The following is a 17,848-nucleotide window of genomic DNA, read 5'->3' as shown; positions in this document are numbered from 1 at the left end:
CACTGTGTTACTAGAACAATTGAATGAATTACTCGCTGATACCTCTATCGAGCTCAGCGAACAACAAAAGCAGCAGTTGGTCGAATATGTCCAGCTGCTGGATAAATGGAACAAAGCCTACAACCTCACTTCCGTTCGTGACCCAAAAGAAATGATGGTAAAACACATCATGGATTCTTTGGTTGTTGCGCCACACTTAACAGGCAGTAACTATATTGATGTTGGCACCGGACCGGGTTTACCGGGTATGGTTTTAGCGATAGCTAGACCGGACATCAATTTTGTTCTTCTTGATAGCCTTGGTAAAAGAGTTCGATTTTTAATGCAGGTAAAACATGGGCTTGGCATTGAGAATGTTACCCCAGTGCAGTCTCGAGTTGAAGAATATCAGCCAAGTGTTAAATTAGACGGTGTACTCAGCCGTGCTTTTGCATCACTACAAGATATGATCCAGTGGTGTTCACATTTAATCGATAACCAAGGTGTATTCTTAGCACTAAAGGGTCAATACCCTGCGGATGAGCTAGAACAATTACCAAACGGCGTGAGTTTATCGCAAGATATTAGTTTAGTGGTGCCCAAGCTTGAAGGTGAGCGCCATTTAATCATTCTTTCTAAAGATTAATTGTCGAGGACAATGTGGCAAGAGTCATTGCAATAGCAAACCAAAAAGGTGGTGTTGGTAAAACAACCACTGCGGTGAATTTAGCCGCGTCCATGGCGGCGACTAAACGTAAAGTTCTGTTGATCGATCTCGATCCCCAAGGTAATGCAACCATGGGCAGTGGCGTTGATAAATACGCCGATGTTGCAACGGTTTATGATCTGTTGATCGAAGAAGCGCCTATGGATCAAGTGATCACCACAGAAACCAGTGGTGAGTATCATCTGATCGCAGCGAATGGGGATGTAACCGCGGCAGAAGTCAAACTGATGGAGTTGTTTGCGCGCGAAGTGAGACTACGCAACGCCCTTGAGACGATAAAAGATAAATATGAGTATATATTCATCGACTGTCCACCTTCATTAAATATGCTAACGGTAAATGCCATGGCTGCCGCCGATGCGGTTTTAGTTCCGATGCAGTGTGAATATTATGCACTGGAGGGATTAACAGCTTTAATGGACACCATTACCCAACTCGGTAAGTTGGTGAATCCAGGATTGCAAATTGAAGGCATTTTGCGCACTATGTACGACCCGCGTAATCGTCTAGCTAACGACGTATCTGAGCAGTTAAAACAACACTTTGGCGATAAAGTGTACCGGACTGTGATCCCTCGTAATGTGCGATTAGCGGAGGCGCCAAGTTTTGGAGCGCCTGCGATGTATTATGATAGAGCATCAAGCGGTGCGAAAGCTTATCTAGCGCTAGCGGGTGAAATGCTAAGACGCAAAGAAAAGCAAGCGGCTGCGGTTGCCTAAGAGGATAAAAAGAACATGTCGGTTAAAAAACGTGGTTTAGGCCGAGGGTTGGATGCCCTACTCAGCTCAGCTAAACCTAATCCAAGTGCTGCGGCACCTGTGCCTAATCAACAAGAAGCGGTTGCAACAGTCAGTGAAGCACCTGCCGAATCGGCGGTTGAACAAGAGTTACAACGATTACCTATTGAGTGGCTAAAGCCGGGTAAATATCAGCCGCGTAAAGATATGTCTGAACAGGCACTTGAGGAACTGGCGAGTTCGATCCGTTCACAGGGGATTTTACAGCCTATTGTGGTGCGTAAAGTTACCACGCAAAGCTTTGAAATTATTGCCGGTGAGAGACGCTGGCGTGCGGCACAACTGGCAAAGCAAGATACCGTGCCTTGTTTAATCAAAGATGTGCCGGATGAAGCGGCTGTTGCAATTGCGCTTATTGAAAACATTCAGCGTGAAGACCTCAATGCAATGGAAGAAGCAATTGCTCTAGATAGATTGCTAAATGAATTTGAACTCACGCATCAGCAAGTTGCCGATGCGGTGGGTAAATCGCGTACAACGGTCACCAATTTACTTCGTCTCAACAATCTCAACGATGATGTAAAAATCTTGTTGGAACATGGCGACATAGAAATGGGCCATGCTCGTTGTTTACTTGCCCTAACTGGTGAGGCGCAATCTGAAGCGGCAAGAACTGCTGTGGCCAAGGGATTAACCGTAAGAGAAACCGAAAAACTGGTTCGCACCATTTTAGAGCCTGTTGAGAAAAAAGAAGCGAAGCAAAAAGATCCTGATGTGAAGCTGCTTGAACAGCAATTACAGGAAAACTTAGGCGCAAAAGTTGAGATCAACTACAACCAAAAAGGCAAAGGTAAACTGGTTATTTCCTATGCTAGTTTGGATGAGCTTGATGGTATTTTGGGGCGTATTAACCCTGAAATGAATGAAGCTGACTAACGGTAAACTTAACTAATTGACTAATCCGTGAATGCGGTGCTTTATTTTGCGCCGCTATTTCTTCACCGATATGCTGCGAAATAGCGAGAATACGAAGAACTTTGATGGAAAAATAGCCACTCTTGTACAGGCTTTAATTTAAGCCTTCCTCCCTAACAAATTTTGACCTATTTGGCGTCCAAAAAACGTCACATTTCGCCTCGTCAAGTTGCAAATTAAGCAGAAACAAGTATAATTTCGCCAGTTTTCATACCCTGATAAAATTTAACGTCATTAAGGTTAATATAAAGTGACTCATTCGTTAGCCCGCCCATACAGGCGAGCCGCATTACAAGGTGTTTTGATTCAGGGTATCGTAGCATTAGTCGCTGCAGTAATCGTTTTTATAGGTTGGGGAGTACAAGCCGGAGTTTCAGCATTAGCTGGCGGCGCTGTGTTGGTACTCCCTAATTTTGTATTTGCTGCTTACGCCTTTCGATTTATGGGTGCAAGCAAAGCAAATCAAGTATATTCCTCGATAAAACGAGGAAATGGATTAAAATTTTTGCTAACTGTTGTGCTCTTTGCACTGATTTTTAAGCATTTTTCAGTAATGATGCTGCCTTTCTTTGGCGCGTATATGCTCGTGATGCTGACACAATGGTTGGTCCTGATTTTTTTTAATCATTAACTTTTGGGATAAAACATGGCTGCAGAAGAAGTTACTCTATCAAGCCATATTCAGCACCACTTGACCAATGCCAAGATGTGCTCGACCGATGCCGGTCTTGCCTTCAACAAAGCATGTGCGGATAGTGGTTTCTGGACATGGCATGTAGATACCCTCGCATGGTCAATCGGTTTAGGTCTGATATTTTTATGGATCTTCCGAAGTGCCGCTAAAAAATCCACTATAGGTGTTCCTGGTAAATTCCAGTGCTTTATCGAGATGGTTGTTGAGTTCGTTGGTGCCAACGTACGTGACACTTATCATGGTAATAGCAAGTTAGTTGCACCTTTAGCCCTAACGGTCTTCGTTTGGGTATTCCTAATGAACTTGATGGATTTGATTCCAGTTGACTTCCTACCTGCATTCGCTGGCTTTGTTGGTGAACAAGCATTTGGTATGGATTCACACGATGTGTACATGAAGATTGTACCTACAACAGACTTAAACATGACAGCAGCACTGGCGCTAGGCGTGTTTATTCTGATGATCGGTTATTCAATTAAAATCAAAGGTATCGGTGGCTTTATTGCAGAATTAACATTGCACCCATTTAGCTCTAAAAACAAACTAATGATGGCAGTGTTGATCCCGTTTAACTTACTACTTGAAACAATCGCATTGGTTGCTAAGCCGTTCTCGCTAGCACTACGTTTGTTCGGTAACTTATACGCAGGTGAGATGATCTTCATCCTTATCGGTGCAATTGGTTTGATGCAGTTACCACTGCACTTCGTGTGGGCAGTATTCCACATTATGGTAATCGTACTTCAGGCATTTGTATTTATGATGCTGACTATCGTTTACCTCAGCATGGCTAGTACAAAAAGTCACTAATCTGCTGAATAATAAAGATTTTTACAACTTAAATTTAAACTTAAACTTTAATTTACTATTAAAACTTTGGAGATAAAAATGGAAATCGCAGTTGCTATTAAACTTATCGCTGTTGCACTACTAATCGGTTTTGGTGCTATCGGTACTGCACTAGGCTTCGGTAACATGGGTGGTAAGTTCCTAGAAGCATGTGCTCGTCAACCTGAGCTTGCGCCTTCACTACAAGTTAAAATGTTCATCCTAGCTGGTCTTATCGATGCCGTTGCAATGATCGGTGTAGGTATCGCTATGTACATGTTGTTCGCTCTTTAATATTGCAAAATACCTGAAACGAACAACTGTCAAGTAAGGAGGAGCGGTCGTGAACTTAAACGCCACTCTAATAGGTGAATTAATCGCATTTGTGGTCTTCGTATGGTTCTGTATGAAGTTCGTATGGCCACCACTAAATGGTGCGATTGAAGCTCGCCAGAAGAAAATTGAAGATGGTTTAGCGGCATCTGATGAAGCTGAGAAAGAACTTGAGCGCGTACGTGCACAAGGTGCTGAACAGCTGAAAGAAGCGAAAGCACAAGCGGCTGAAATCATCGAACAAGCTAAGAAGCGTGCTGCGCTGATTGTTGACGAAGAGACTACTCGTGGTCAGCAAGAGCGTGAAAAAATCATTGCTCAGGGACACTCTGAAATTGAGTCTGAGCGCAACCGTGTGAAAGAAGAGCTGCGTTCACAAGTCGCTGCACTTTCTATCGCAGGCGCTGAGAAGATTTTAGAGCGTGAAATCAATCAAGCCACACACAGTGACATCGTTGAAAAACTTGTCGCTGAGCTTTAAGTAGGAGGGTATGAGCATGTCTGAATTGACTACTATCGCTCGCCCATACGCTAAAGCGGCTTTTGAACTTGCCGTTGAAAAAGGCACAGTTGAAGCTTGGAATGAAATGCTGTTCTTCGCTGGTCAAGTTACCAGCGACGAACAGGTTCAGGCGCTACTTGGTAGCATCGCTACTGAATCACAGCAGTCTGAAATCATTATCAAGTTATGTGCTGAGCAACTCAACGAACAAGGTCAAAATCTTATCAAGCTGATGGCCGAAAATGAGCGTTTAGCCGCCATTCCAGCTGTTGCAGAATTGTTTGCTGAATTAAAAGCAGACTATGACAAAGAAATCGAAGTAGATGTGGTTTCAGCAACAGTGCTTGCAGATGATACGCAAGCAAAATTGGTCGCGGCACTTGAGAAACGTTTCGCACGCAAAGTTAAGCTGAATTGTAGCATCGACGAAGCCATTGTAAGTGGCCTAGTGATTAAAGCCGGTGACACCGTAATCGACGGTTCTGTTCGCGGCAAGTTAGATCGTCTTGCGACGTCGCTACAATCGTAATTGGGAAAAAGAGCATGCAACTTAATTCCACAGAAATTTCTGCACTGATCAAGCAACGCATTGAGCAGTTTGAAGTTGTAAGTGAAGCGCGTAACGAAGGTACTATCGTATCTGTTACCGACGGTATCATCCGCATCCACGGTCTTGCTGACTGTATGCAGGGTGAGATGATCGAGCTTCCTGGCAACCGTTATGCTATCGCACTAAACCTTGAGCGTGACTCAGTAGGTGCTGTAGTAATGGGTCCATACGCTGACCTTAAAGAAGGCGTAAAAGTTAAATCAACTGGTCGTATCCTTGAAGTACCAGTAGGCCGTGGTCTACTAGGTCGTGTTGTTAACACGCTAGGTGAGCCAATCGACGGTAAAGGCGCTGTTGATAACGATGGTTTTGAACCAGTTGAAAAAATCGCACCTGGCGTAATCGAGCGTCAATCAGTAGATGAGCCAGTACAAACTGGTTATAAGTCTATCGATGCGATGATCCCAGTTGGTCGTGGTCAGCGTGAGCTTGTGATCGGTGACCGTCAGACTGGTAAAACAGCACTAGCAATCGATGCTATCATCAACCAAAAAGACACAGGCGTTAAGTGTGTGTACGTAGCGGTTGGTCAAAAAGCGTCAACAATTGCTAACGTAGTACGTAAACTAGAAGAGCACGGTGCACTTGCAAACACTATCGTAGTAGTTGCTTCTGCATCAGAATCTGCAGCGCTACAATTCCTAGCGCCGTTCTCTGGTTGTACTATGGGTGAATACTTCCGTGACCGCGGTGAAGATGCACTAATCGTATATGATGATTTGTCTAAGCAAGCTGTTGCTTACCGTCAAATCTCACTACTACTTAAGCGTCCACCAGGTCGTGAAGCATACCCAGGTGACGTTTTCTATCTTCACTCACGTCTTCTAGAGCGTGCGTCTCGTGTAAACGCTGACTACGTTGAGAAGTTCACTAATGGTGAAGTGAAAGGTAAAACAGGTTCATTGACGGCATTGCCAATCATTGAAACTCAAGGTGGTGACGTTTCTGCATTCGTACCTACCAACGTTATCTCAATCACTGACGGTCAGATCTTCTTAGAAACTGACTTGTTCAACGCAGGTATCCGTCCAGCGGTTAACGCTGGTATCTCGGTATCTCGTGTAGGTGGTGCAGCTCAAACTAAGATTGTTAAGAAACTAGGTGGTGGTATCCGTCTAGCGCTAGCTCAGTACCGTGAACTAGCGGCGTTCTCTCAGTTCGCTTCTGACCTTGATGATGCAACACGTGCACAGCTTGAACACGGTGAGCGTGTAACAGAGCTAATGAAGCAGAAACAGTACGCACCGATGTCTGTTGCTGATATGTCATTATCGCTATTTGCAGTAGAGAAAGGCTTCCTAAAAGATATCGAAATCAACAAGATCCTTGATTTCGAAGCAAGCCTAATCGCATTTGCTAAGAGCGAGTACGCAGAGCTAATGGCTCAAATCAATGAAACTGGTAACTACAACGCCGAGATCGAAGCGCAGCTTAAAGAGCTTCTTGAGAAGTTCAAGTCTACGCAAACTTGGTAATGTGTTATTAAGGTGAGTAGGTAACTACTCACCGAGATTCGGAGAGAGAGTCATGGCCAGCGGAAAAGAGATAAAAAGCAAGATCGGGAGTATCAAGAATACTCAAAAGATCACCAGCGCAATGGAGATGGTTGCCGCTTCTAAAATGAAGAAGGCACAAGAACGCGTAGCGTCTAGTCGTCCATACGCTGAAAACTTACGCAAAGTGATCGGTCGTGTTGCTCAGGCTAATCTTGATTTCCATCACCCGTTCCTTGAAGAACGTGATGTGAAACGAGTTGGTTATATTGTTATCTCTACAGACCGTGGTCTTTGTGGTGGCTTAAACTCAAACGAGTTTAAGCGTGTAGCGAAAGACGTGAAAGCGTGGAAAGAAAAAGGTGTTGAGGCGTCGTTCGCAACACTAGGTAGCAAAGCTGCTGGTTTCTTTAGACGTTTTGGTGGTTCGCTTGAAGCCAAAAAGGCAGGGCTGGGAGATGCACCTTCAATTCAGGACGTAATTGGTCCTGTAAAAGTAATGCTAGATGCATACGAAGAAGGCAAAATTGACCGCTTATTCGTTGTGTACAACAAGTTTGTCAACACAATGAAACAAGAGCCTGTTATCGATCAGTTATTACCTTTGCCAAAAGCTGAAGAAGAAGTATCAGCTCACGCTTGGGATTACTTATATGAGCCAAGCCCAGAGGCGATTTTAGAGACACTAATTGTGCGCTTTATTGAGTCTCAGGTTTACCAAGGCGTAGTTGAAAATGCTGCCTCTGAGCAAGCTGCCCGTATGGTTGCGATGAAAGCCGCAACTGATAACGCAGGTGGCCTGATTGATGAGCTACAGCTGGTATACAACAAGGCACGTCAAGCCGCAATCACACAAGAAATCAGTGAGATTGTGAGCGGTTCGGCTGCCGTGTAACGCTTCGGCAAAGTTTAATAAGAGGAATAGACATGAGTTTAGGTAAGGTCGTCCAAATTATCGGCGCCGTTGTGGACATCGAGTTTCCACAAGACAACGTGCCAGCCGTATATGACGCACTAAAAGTTACAGAAGGCGACTTAGCTGGTTTGACACTAGAAGTGCAACAGCAGCTAGGTGGCGGTGTGGTACGTGGTATCGCACTAGGTAGTACTGACGGTCTACGTCGTGGTACTCCAGTACAAGGTACAGCTGAGCCAATTAAGGTTCCAGTTGGTACAGCAACACTAGGTCGTATCATGAACGTACTTGGTGACGCGATTGACGAAGCGGGTCCTATCGGTGAAGAAGAGCGTTGGTCTATTCACCGTGCAGCACCATCATACGAAGATCAAAGCAACTCTGTTGAGCTTCTAGAGACTGGTATCAAGGTTATCGACCTTGTATGTCCATTCGCTAAAGGTGGTAAAGTTGGTCTATTCGGTGGTGCGGGTGTAGGTAAAACCGTAAACATGATGGAACTTATCCGTAACATCGCAATCGAGCACAGCGGTTACTCAGTATTCGCAGGTGTTGGTGAGCGTACTCGTGAGGGTAATGACTTCTACCATGAGATGAACGACTCAAACGTACTAGACAAAGTATCTCTAGTATATGGTCAGATGAACGAGCCACCGGGTAACCGTTTACGTGTTGCACTAACTGGTCTAACAATGGCTGAGAAGTTCCGTGACGAAGGTCGTGACGTACTATTCTTCGTAGATAACATCTACCGTTATACACTAGCAGGTACTGAAGTATCAGCACTTCTAGGTCGTATGCCTTCAGCAGTAGGTTACCAGCCTACACTAGCTGAAGAAATGGGTGTTCTACAGGAGCGTATCGCATCAACTAAGACAGGTTCAATCACTTCAATCCAAGCGGTATACGTACCTGCGGATGACTTGACTGACCCATCTCCAGCAACAACGTTTGCTCACTTAGATGCGACAGTAGTACTTTCTCGTGATATCGCGTCTCTAGGTATCTACCCTGCGGTAGACCCTCTAGATTCAACTTCACGTCAGCTTGACCCACAAGTTATCGGTCAAGAGCACTACGACACAGCACGTGGCGTTCAGACAGTTCTTCAGCGTTATAAAGAGCTGAAAGACATCATCGCAATTCTAGGTATGGACGAGCTATCTGACGAAGATAAGCAAGTTGTATCTCGTGCACGTAAGATCCAGCGTTTCCTATCTCAGCCGTTCTTCGTTGCTGAGGTATTTACAGGCGCACCTGGTAAATACGTATCTCTTAAAGACACAATCTCTGGCTTTAAGGGCATCCTAAACGGTGATTACGATGATATGCCTGAGCAGGCATTCTACATGGTTGGCTCAATCGACGAAGCGATCGATAAAGCTAAAAACATGTAATTAGGAGGTTGTTATGGCAATGACAGTACACCTTGATGTAGTAAGTGCAGAGCAGAGCTTGTTCTCTGGCGCTGTGACTACTATCCAAGTGACAGGTAGTGAAGGTGAGCTTGGTATTCATCCAGGTCACGCGCCACTACTGACTGGCCTAAAACCTGGTATGGTACGTTTGGTTAAAGCAGATAGCTCAGAAGAAGTTATCTACGTTGCAGGCGGTACGCTTGAAGTTCAACCACAAACAGTAACTGTTCTAGCGGACGTTGCTATTCGTGCGGAAGAGCTTGACGAGCAAGCTGCTGAAGAAGCTAAACGTGAAGCGCAAGCGCAAATGGCTTCTGGTACTACCGGTGAGTTGGATTATCAACAAGCTGCGGTACAACTAGAAGAAGCCCTTGCTCAACTACGCGTTATTCGCCAGCTGCGCAAATAAGCAACCACCTATCTGGTTATTAAAAACCCACGCATCGCGTGGGTTTTTTTATGAACGATGTATACCACCCAATCAATTTGAAAGTATCAAGCCGACCGACCCAAACGAAGTTCAAGATTTCTCACCGAGGTTGCCTCCTTGGGTTTATTCCAATTCACTTAATTAAGCGAATTGGTATTACTTAGTACATTTAACCTTTCCTACTCTTAGGAGAGCTACAAAATGGCCACCAACCTATTGTGACAGTGTTAATTCTTTATGTTGAAGTTCTTTTTTAGGAATGCTGACGTATCAAATATGCAGGCTTAAGCTGTTTGTCACGATTCATTACTTTTTGTATTTATTGTTATAACTATATGTTTATTAAGCTAATAATTGCTTGGTCACACGTTGTGGCGTGAGGTAACAACACTTCACTTCTCGTATCCGCTTTCTACTCTCTAAACTCAACCAAACAAACACAGAGAAAAGTGAAATCAACGGGGATCAAGTTATGAAAATTTTTACGCATCAAGTCGGTGTGTTGTTGCTACTCCTTGTGTCTCAGCACAGCTTGGCGCAGCGTATCGTGACTACCGCTCCGGTTGTCGAAAACAGCCGAGGGATCACGAGTAAGTTGGTTGCAGAGGTTGTTGATTCAGATGCTATCGTACTATCTAGTTACAGCAGCGCGCACGTTCTTAGGATTAAAAAGATTGGAGAGCGAGTAAATGCTGGCGATGTGATTGCACAATTGGATACTCAATTTCTATCGTTGTCGGAGCAAAAAAAGCGCTTTGAGATTCACCAAGCTGAGGCTCAGGTGCAGCATCTTAATGTTGAGTTAAAGCGACTCGAAACCTTATCAAAAACTAAAAGTGTTAATCAATCGGAGTTAGATCAGCTTACTTATGAGCTTGCGAGCGCCAAAAATAAAGTATCTGAGCTTGAAGTCAGTCTGACAGAAATCCAAAGACATATTTCGCTTAGCACAATTCGTGCTTCTGAAAGTGGCTTTGTTGCAGAAACCTTCGTACGTAAAGGCGAATTTGTCCAAGAAGGGGATGCGATTGCAAGAGTCAATAATTTTGCTGCGATTGAGCTATCTAGTCAGCTTCCCATTGAACTACTTGATTATATTGATGAGCATGCTGAACTAATCATCGAAAGTGAGCTACAGGTACCGAAGCGCATAGGCACAGCCAAGGTCGCGAGAGTTGTACCTGAAGTAAGTGTAGGGACTGGCGCTGTAAAGCTATTTGTTGAACCGGAACCTGAATTGAAAGATAAACTAGTATTAGGCTCTAACCTGTCCATACAACTCACAATCACGATACCAAATAGTTTGCTTATCCCCGGTGATGCGCTGATCCCAAGAGGAAAGGATAGTTTTGTTTACAAGTTAAAAGCTGATAGTTCAGTAGAAAAAGCCAATGTAAAGGTGCTTGCTGGCATTAATGGTGATTATGTCGTGAGCGGTGCACTATCTGCCGGGGAGATTGTTGTCACTCGAGGTGGGCTTGGTTTGAAATCCGGTGATGTGGTAAAAGTGGATGAAAGGGTAGCTCAATTATGAATAGTAGAATACTGAAAAATCCTCACTACGTGGTGAGTTTTTTTCTCATCATAATCATCTTGGGTATTGCCGCTATACCCAAACTCCCTGTTCAATTACTTCCAGATATTGGTGAAGACCGAATTGTTGTAGGAAATTTCTGGCCGGGTGCATCGCCCATGGAAATGGAACGTCAGATTGTTGAACCAGTAGAGGAGCTGCTAAGTAAAGTACCCGGAGTGTTGCGCTATGAAACCGATACTGGGACGGGATTTGCTTGGGTAAATATGACCTTTCAGCCAGGCACTGATATGCAGGAGGCTTATATTGAAGTTATCGATAAGATGAATCAATTTAATACACGGCCAAAAACAGCACTAGAACCAATCATTCAAAACAAGTCAAAAGATAATAAAGGAAGCATTGCCGGCCTAGTACTTTTCCCAAATAGTGCAGGGGTTCCGGCTGATCGAGCAAGATATACAGAGGTATTTGAGAAATATGTCAGACCTAGAATCCTAGCGATTCCGGGAATTAACAGCCTCTCACCTTTAGCGTCTACTGAACAGCGCATAGATATTATTTTTGACCCTGAAAAGTTGACTAAATACACGTTGACGATAGATCAAATGCTAAATATTTTGCGCAATTCTCTAGATCAAAGTGTTGGTATCGTTGAACAAGGTACACGCAACTTTGCGGTACGCTTTGAGGGTCGTCGTGATATCTCAGATCTCAATGGGCTAGTTATCGCTAAGAATGAACAAAAGGTGGTTACACTCGGTGATGTTGCCTACATCGAAAATGCCTTTGTTACTGATTCATCGCCAGTTTACTGGAAGCGACAGCAAGCTTTTTATGTCAGCGTTAATGCTGCAACAGGCTCAAATGCTTTGGCATCTTTGGCACAGCTAAGAAAAGTGATGACTGAACTTAATACTACAGTACTGCCTGAGCTAGGTGTACAAATGGAATTGACCAAGGATGACTCTAAAACCATCAATAGTGCAGTAAGTATGGTGCAAAATAACCTGATCCTTGGGGTTGTATTATCTACTTTAATTCTATTTTTGTTTGTTAGAAAGCTCCCGGTTATCGCGATGATATTCATCAGTTTGCCAATTTCCATTTTGGCCACATTTTTGGCTATGCAAGTTTTGGGTAGAACATTTAATGTGATATCGCTTGCTGGTATTGCTCTGTCGACAGGCATGATATTGGATGCTGCAATCGTCGTGGTTGAAACTGCAGTGCGATATCGAGAGCAGGGGGAGCATGTTGTAGATGCGATAAATAAAACGATGGCTGAGGTATCGGGAGCGCTGGTAAATTCAGTGGTATCTAGCATCATCGTATTTGCTCCAATACTTTTGATGCAAAGTGCAGAGGGCAAGTTATTCCACGATTTGGCCATCACTATTTCATCGGCTCTAGGCGCTTCTTTGTTTGTTGCTTTACTGCTGTTACCACTGCTTTTACGCTATATTTTGCCTAGCATCAAAGCTCTGGATACGACAGGAGACTTTGTCGATAGAATTTCTGCACGCCTTGCACGTATGGTAGTAAGTTCACGAAACCGAAGTGCGATGCTCCTGTTATTAGTGGTAGTACCAATCGCCGGACTGATATTACTCGCGCCTAAGTTGAACATTCTACCGCAAGTGGAAGGAACGCGCGTTAACGTGTCTGTTAATGTCAACCAAAGTATGAATCATGAAGCGTTAACCGGTGAGTTGTTGATGCCCATAAATCAACTGATTGAAGCTGAGCAGGAACAGCAACAAGGCCCGCTTATTGATAAATTTTTGTCATTTGTTTCGGGAAGTTCGTCGGTCCAGTTGGTGCTATATCCCAAAGAACCTGAGCAGGCTGAGCAATTAAAGTCTTGGGCAAAAAACACACTAGAAGCGGCTTTTCCACATGCGAATGTGTATGCCAACTTTAACTCTTTACTTGGTTTTGGTTTGTCTACCAATCGTCGGGTTACTATCGATTTTACCGGTACGTCGCTGGATGATTTGCAATTAATTGGGCGAGAAGTGTATGAGCATCTAAACACCAATATGGGTTATGCCAACCCGTGGAGCAACACACCGCTTTATAATGATGACCCACAAATTATCTTTACTCCAAAAGACAATCAGCTGCTTGAGTTGGGAGAATCCCAGTATAATTTGTCACAGAAGTTACGTGCTCTGACCGACGGTGTCTATATTGGGGAATATTCTAATGGCACAAAAAACTTACCAATCTATATCAAAGGGGAAGATTGGGATGCCATCAATAATGTAATGGATACACCGTTGTATTTTCCACTTGAAAACAAAGTTACCCTGTTAAGGACCTTAGTTGATTATGAGTTGGATGTCGGGCCAAGTTCTTTATATCGTCTAAATGGCTTTCGTACATTATCAATTAATGTAACGCCACCGCCTAGCGTTCCCTTATCTACTTTTATAGACGATCTCAAAGTTCAAGTGACCCCAATTATTGGGCAACATATGCCACAGTCCGTTTCGGTGTCCTATCGTGGTAGCGCGAGTAAATTAAATGAGCTTATTTCGGATATGCTGCAACAGTTTAGCTTTGCAATGCTAATTCTATTTTTACTTGTATCCGGGTGGTTTAAGTCTTTCCGCAATGGTTTGGCTATTATGCTATCGTTACCTATTGCACTGATTGGCGGGATGTTAGCACTCAATACCGTTAATCTTTTTACCTATCAACCTTTAGATGTTATCTCAATGATGGGGTTCATCATTCTAATAGGACTCGTTATTAATAATGCAATTCTGTTTGTAGGTCATTTTAATGAACTTGATAGTTTGCGCTATACCATAGGCGACAAAATTCAGTTAGCGATTAAATCACGAGCGCGGCCTATATATATGAGTACACTGACGAGTATTTTTGGAATGTTGCCTCTGGCCATTATTCCTGGCGTGGGTTCGGAGATTTATCGTGGCTTGGCCATTGTGATCGTTGGTGGTATGACATTCAGTGCTATATTTTCTCTTTCTGTTATGGCTGCCTTGTTAAGTTTACCCGTTTTCGCCAAATACAAAGAGCGAGAAGCCCACTTCCCACACGCTGAAACGGTTTCATAATATTTATTTACCTAGTTGAACCCCATCAAGGCCACACTTAGTTGTGGCCTTTTATGTATTGCACATTGTATCTTTTATGAGTTGAAGAGATCTGGTTTTGCTATGAAACGTGTAAAGTTGGAAACCTCATCAAGGCTACACGATGTGTCATATTATGCCCTGATGTATAAGAGCATTTGAGTCTGAGCTGAGCGCTATGACATGAAGTATTAATCGAATATTACACCCAACAATACTCCGCTTATTTAACATTACGATCTGATTTCCGTAAGCTTGGGAGTCATTATTGTGAGTTAACTGGCATTGAAGTATTGTGACATATTTATTTCATGACAGCAGCTTACACACTAAAACTTAGTTAGCAATGTTAACTTATCCTCATATTACAACTATTCAGGTCCCATTTCATCTTCACACTCCTGTGACTATCCGCTATGAATGGCCTAATAAAACAAAAGAGTACTTAGTAATAGATAAAAGATAGCAATATTGATTTTTTACAGACTATTGTTTTTGTTGGTTTTATTTATATTTTTGGTATGTAATCAATTGAAATAATGCGTAGTCATGAATGGTGGGGTGGTAAATAGGCTTTTTACGCTTAAAGTAGATTCATCAAATCGAAGCACGATAATAAAGTAAATGAATGCTCGATATAAATTAAACTCAAAAATTGGAAATAAATATGTTCTCTACATTAAAAAAACTAGCGCTAACAACTCTACTTACTTTAACTACAGTATCTGTAAATGCTTATGAGCAAGATACTAACAGTCAAGATAGTGCAACAGTAACGGATGATTTTGTAGTAACACCTGCATGCCCTAGTTTTCCTAAATGCTGGCCGGCTCTACCTCCAACATCAACGTCACAACACAGCACAAATAAAGAATAAAACGATAGCATCGAAGAGATTGCTTACATCCTATTTCCAATGCTGAAAAAGTGGTAATAGGTGATGCACTCAGTAGTGATAATGTTACTGAATAAGCACTACTAAAAAAAAAATATAATTAAAATCAATTAAAAACAAAAATTACACAAGGATATAATATGTTTTCTAAAATAAACTCAACAACAATGAAATCACTTTTTATCGGCACCGTGTTTTTTATTCTGTGGGCGCCAGCAAAGGCTTCTGAGCAACCTTATTACTCGAATGGTGCCAACACCACGGGTACCCCAAATGGTGAGATTATTACCCCAAGTTGCCCAAACTTCCCTAAGTGTTGGCCGGAAGATAACTCAACGGAAGAGTAATAATGACACTCTACCGCCAAGTGGATACTTACATGCGGTAGTTGGATTATTTAAAGTCTCATAGTAAAAGGTTAAGAAAGGCGTTTTAACACCTATGATCGTTCTAGCCCGTTGTCCTCTGCAAAATGATATGTGATGCAGAGGACACTTTATCGTATCGAGTTAAAAATAGACGTTGTAAAGGTCTGTACTCGGTGCTGCTCGTTGCAGTAGCAATAGCTTTTGTTCGCTCGGATGGAGTTGAAATTTTGCGTAGAATGCGTATTTCAGTAGAGAAGCTCGCTCAGACTTGCCTGAATTCAAATCTGTACGAACCAAATCATACTTATAACCATTTGAAACAGAATAATAGACGTATTGAGATGTAAGGTGCCAAGAAATATTAGACGCTAACTCTAGCTTTGCTATCGGTTTACTTTCTTTCATCGTGTCTAATGGTGCTCGATACAATTGGCCATCAGTACGCTGATAATATAGATACTGGCCTTTGGGATCCTCTTTTGCACTGACTACATTAGAAAGCAGTGGTTCTGATTTACCGCTGTTGACATCTTGGCGTATAAGCCAAAACTGATTGCCTTCCTTTCGTGAGAAGTAGATTGAACGTCCATCATTGCTCCAGCTCGGATTTTGAATATTTTCTAACTGAGTGGTTAGATAGTGTATTTGTTTGCTATTGATATCTAAGGTAAATAGTTGGCGGTCTAAAATACCGAGTATGGAGTGATGCTTTGGGTGATACTCCAGGTCGCTTATATTGTGATGCTGAGTAAACTCGGTTAATAACTCCATTTTTCCTGATGTTGAATAAGTCACGATTTGTGGAATATTGTCATATTCATAGCGGAACACTATGCTATTTGAGTCTGCCAGATAATCGGGATGTCCCTCTTTACCCGCAAGTGAAAACTCAAATAAGTTGTTGATACTATTTTTAAAAAATGGATTCTTAACTTCAATAATATCACGCACATTTTCTTCTTCCTTACCTACTAACAAGCAATGTTGTCCGCAGGTACTGTAAATTGAAGATAGCCCAAAATCGGTTTGCACTTGAGGGGTGAGCTCATTTTTCTGAGCGTTAAAAAAGAAGATTTCATTATTATTTGAAAGATAAAGGCCTGAACCGCTTTCATCCCAAACGATATTTTGCGGTATAAAGTCAAGTACGGTATTGCTCTGCACTTTTCCAGAGGCCAATTCTAAAATGATCAAGTGTGTCCGTTGATAATTTGAGTATCTTAAAACGCCAAGGCGTGATCCATCCCCTGAAATTGCTGAAAAGTAATCTCCATAAGGATTAAAGTCTGGGTAAGTTACCTGAGTTAGGCGTTTACTGTTAATATCGATCTTAAAGATGGTATTTGGATAATCCGATTGCTTTTTCAGGGAAAAGTACAGCGCACTATCGTCTGGAGCCCAGGATAAATTTGGCTGAGATGTATCATACTTGTAGATCACCTCTTCCTTAGAAACATCCATTGCATCATTTAGCGATAAGATGACTAATTCTGCATGATTGCCTTTTTGTTTTTGTGCAGCGATTTTCTTTCCATTTTTAGAGAATTTAGCGGAATAATAGTTAGCCTCGCCTGAGCTTAACCTTTTAGTAACGTTGGTTGACAAAGATTTAATGTATAAGTTAAAAGAACCCGACACGTCTTTGCGATGAGAATAGACGACCATATCCGACTCTTTGTGGTAATCCGCCCAATCCTCTTCACCTGACATACTGGTGACTGCTTTTATTTGTTGTATTTCCTTTTTAGTAGGTTTCAAAATATAAGCGTAAGCCACATAGCAAGAAATCAATGTTACTATAAGTAATATAAACAAATACTTAGATTGATTCTGGAGAGTTCTTTTAATGTTCTTATTATCAGGGGATTGGATATTTCCAGCGATGTGATCAGCGTCGTTACCTTGTGTGACCGTCTCGATATTTACTTCGGCAATAAGCAGGTAGCCTTTGCTAGGCACGGTTTTTATATAAGTAGGAGACTTTACATCGTCACCTAGCGCATCTCTGAGCTTTTTAACGACTCGGCGAATAGCATTGTCTGAAACGATGCGCCCATCCCAAACATGATCAAGCAGCTCTTTTTGGCTTACATAGTCACCTTGGCGCTTAACTAGGTAGCATAAAAGCTCCATGGTTAAGGGTTCTAGCTTAATTACTCGTTCGGCTTCATCCACGGCATTGTTGTCATACAAGCGTGTTTTTTTGAAATCGATCTGAAATTGACCAACTGTAATCTGTTTATCTTCTAACCAAATTGCCCTGTTAACACTATTACCATTCATGATTATATTGTGTTTATTTAAT

Annotated in this window: 16 protein-coding genes; 15 read left to right on the top strand and 1 reads right to left on the bottom strand. The window is 42.5% G+C overall.

Features of this window, described 5'->3' with window-relative positions; translation table 11 throughout:
* The first annotated feature begins 4 nt into the window (after nucleotides 1-4).
* The 15 genes from rsmG to EXT47_RS17890 all read left to right on the top strand — a co-directional run bounded on the left by rsmG (nucleotide 5) and on the right by EXT47_RS17890 (nucleotide 15,522).
* The gene (rsmG, locus tag EXT47_RS17960; RefSeq protein WP_010376874.1) at nucleotides 5-625 is read left to right on the top strand and encodes a 16S rRNA (guanine(527)-N(7))-methyltransferase RsmG; all 621 of its coding nucleotides are present in this window, start codon (nucleotides 5-7) and stop codon (nucleotides 623-625) included.
* Nucleotides 626-639: 14 nt separating this feature from the next.
* Nucleotides 640-1,425, top strand: a complete 786-nt coding sequence (locus tag EXT47_RS17955) for a ParA family protein (RefSeq protein WP_010376876.1) — start codon at nucleotides 640-642, stop codon at nucleotides 1,423-1,425.
* A gap of 15 nt (nucleotides 1,426-1,440) precedes the next feature.
* Nucleotides 1,441-2,379: a ParB/RepB/Spo0J family partition protein gene (locus EXT47_RS17950; RefSeq protein WP_017218543.1), complete on the top strand. Its 939-nt coding sequence runs from the start codon at nucleotides 1,441-1,443 to the stop codon at nucleotides 2,377-2,379.
* Between the two features lie 289 nt (nucleotides 2,380-2,668).
* Nucleotides 2,669-3,049, top strand: a complete 381-nt coding sequence (locus EXT47_RS17945) for an ATP synthase subunit I (RefSeq protein ID WP_010604145.1) — start codon at nucleotides 2,669-2,671, stop codon at nucleotides 3,047-3,049.
* A 15-nt stretch (nucleotides 3,050-3,064) separates the two neighbouring features.
* Nucleotides 3,065-3,922: a F0F1 ATP synthase subunit A gene (atpB, locus tag EXT47_RS17940; protein WP_069021955.1), complete on the top strand. Its 858-nt coding sequence runs from the start codon at nucleotides 3,065-3,067 to the stop codon at nucleotides 3,920-3,922.
* A 78-nt stretch (nucleotides 3,923-4,000) separates the two neighbouring features.
* Entirely contained in the window at nucleotides 4,001-4,234 is a 234-nt protein-coding gene (atpE, locus tag EXT47_RS17935) for a F0F1 ATP synthase subunit C (protein ID WP_010376881.1), read from the top strand.
* 49 nt (nucleotides 4,235-4,283) lie between these two features.
* Nucleotides 4,284-4,754: a F0F1 ATP synthase subunit B gene (gene atpF / locus EXT47_RS17930; protein WP_010376882.1), complete on the top strand. Its 471-nt coding sequence runs from the start codon at nucleotides 4,284-4,286 to the stop codon at nucleotides 4,752-4,754.
* Between the two features lie 16 nt (nucleotides 4,755-4,770).
* The gene (atpH, locus tag EXT47_RS17925) at nucleotides 4,771-5,304 is read left to right on the top strand and encodes a F0F1 ATP synthase subunit delta (RefSeq protein WP_010604141.1); all 534 of its coding nucleotides are present in this window, start codon (nucleotides 4,771-4,773) and stop codon (nucleotides 5,302-5,304) included.
* A 14-nt stretch (nucleotides 5,305-5,318) separates the two neighbouring features.
* Nucleotides 5,319-6,860 (top strand): F0F1 ATP synthase subunit alpha, encoded by a 1,542-nt coding sequence (atpA, locus tag EXT47_RS17920; protein WP_010376884.1) that lies wholly within the window; start codon nucleotides 5,319-5,321, stop codon nucleotides 6,858-6,860.
* A gap of 52 nt (nucleotides 6,861-6,912) precedes the next feature.
* Entirely contained in the window at nucleotides 6,913-7,773 is an 861-nt protein-coding gene (atpG, locus tag EXT47_RS17915) for a F0F1 ATP synthase subunit gamma (protein WP_010604140.1), read from the top strand.
* 32 nt (nucleotides 7,774-7,805) lie between these two features.
* Complete coding sequence (atpD, locus tag EXT47_RS17910; protein ID WP_017218546.1) at nucleotides 7,806-9,191, top strand: F0F1 ATP synthase subunit beta; 1,386 nt, start codon at nucleotides 7,806-7,808, stop codon at nucleotides 9,189-9,191.
* A 13-nt stretch (nucleotides 9,192-9,204) separates the two neighbouring features.
* Nucleotides 9,205-9,621 carry a F0F1 ATP synthase subunit epsilon gene (locus EXT47_RS17905; protein WP_010376888.1) on the top strand — a complete coding sequence of 139 codons (417 nt, stop codon included), beginning with the start codon at nucleotides 9,205-9,207 and terminating at the stop codon, nucleotides 9,619-9,621.
* A gap of 493 nt (nucleotides 9,622-10,114) precedes the next feature.
* Complete coding sequence (locus EXT47_RS17900; protein ID WP_039493158.1) at nucleotides 10,115-11,176, top strand: efflux RND transporter periplasmic adaptor subunit; 1,062 nt, start codon at nucleotides 10,115-10,117, stop codon at nucleotides 11,174-11,176.
* Complete coding sequence (locus tag EXT47_RS17895) at nucleotides 11,173-14,262, top strand: efflux RND transporter permease subunit (RefSeq protein ID WP_130127222.1); 3,090 nt, start codon at nucleotides 11,173-11,175, stop codon at nucleotides 14,260-14,262. The genes EXT47_RS17900 and EXT47_RS17895 overlap by 4 nt, the downstream gene beginning before the upstream one ends.
* A 1,053-nt stretch (nucleotides 14,263-15,315) precedes the next feature.
* Entirely contained in the window at nucleotides 15,316-15,522 is a 207-nt protein-coding gene (locus EXT47_RS17890; protein WP_017218550.1) for a hypothetical protein, read from the top strand.
* Nucleotides 15,523-15,684: 162 nt separating this feature from the next.
* Here the strand turns inward: EXT47_RS17890 and EXT47_RS17885 are convergent, their stop codons facing one another.
* Complete coding sequence (locus tag EXT47_RS17885; protein WP_130127221.1) at nucleotides 15,685-17,826, bottom strand: winged helix-turn-helix domain-containing protein; 2,142 nt, start codon at nucleotides 17,824-17,826, stop codon at nucleotides 15,685-15,687.
* Between the last annotated feature and the right edge of the window lie 22 nt (nucleotides 17,827-17,848).

Source organism: Pseudoalteromonas sp. CO342X (genome assembly GCF_004208915.1).
GTDB classification, from domain to species: Bacteria; Pseudomonadota; Gammaproteobacteria; order Enterobacterales; family Alteromonadaceae; genus Pseudoalteromonas; species Pseudoalteromonas maricaloris.
This window is presented reverse-complemented; position numbering and strand designations above follow the sequence as displayed.

What these genes read in the sequence shown, in the direction of transcription:
- atpD (WP_017218546.1), top strand. Translation starts at nt 7,806, where the DNA reads ATGAGTTTAGGTAAGGTCGTCCAAATTATCGGCGCCGTTGTGGACATC.
- atpG (WP_010604140.1), top strand. Translation starts at nt 6,913, where the DNA reads ATGGCCAGCGGAAAAGAGATAAAAAGCAAGATCGGGAGTATCAAGAAT.
- EXT47_RS17890 (WP_017218550.1), top strand. Translation starts at nt 15,316, where the DNA reads ATGTTTTCTAAAATAAACTCAACAACAATGAAATCACTTTTTATCGGC.
- atpA (WP_010376884.1), top strand. Translation starts at nt 5,319, where the DNA reads ATGCAACTTAATTCCACAGAAATTTCTGCACTGATCAAGCAACGCATT.
- EXT47_RS17900 (WP_039493158.1), top strand. Translation starts at nt 10,115, where the DNA reads ATGAAAATTTTTACGCATCAAGTCGGTGTGTTGTTGCTACTCCTTGTG.
- atpE (WP_010376881.1), top strand. Translation starts at nt 4,001, where the DNA reads ATGGAAATCGCAGTTGCTATTAAACTTATCGCTGTTGCACTACTAATC.
- atpH (WP_010604141.1), top strand. Translation starts at nt 4,771, where the DNA reads ATGTCTGAATTGACTACTATCGCTCGCCCATACGCTAAAGCGGCTTTT.
- EXT47_RS17905 (WP_010376888.1), top strand. Translation starts at nt 9,205, where the DNA reads ATGGCAATGACAGTACACCTTGATGTAGTAAGTGCAGAGCAGAGCTTG.
- EXT47_RS17895 (WP_130127222.1), top strand. Translation starts at nt 11,173, where the DNA reads ATGAATAGTAGAATACTGAAAAATCCTCACTACGTGGTGAGTTTTTTT.
- EXT47_RS17885 (WP_130127221.1), bottom strand. Translation starts at nt 17,826, where the DNA reads ATGAATGGTAATAGTGTTAACAGGGCAATTTGGTTAGAAGATAAACAG.
- atpB (WP_069021955.1), top strand. Translation starts at nt 3,065, where the DNA reads ATGGCTGCAGAAGAAGTTACTCTATCAAGCCATATTCAGCACCACTTG.
- EXT47_RS17950 (WP_017218543.1), top strand. Translation starts at nt 1,441, where the DNA reads ATGTCGGTTAAAAAACGTGGTTTAGGCCGAGGGTTGGATGCCCTACTC.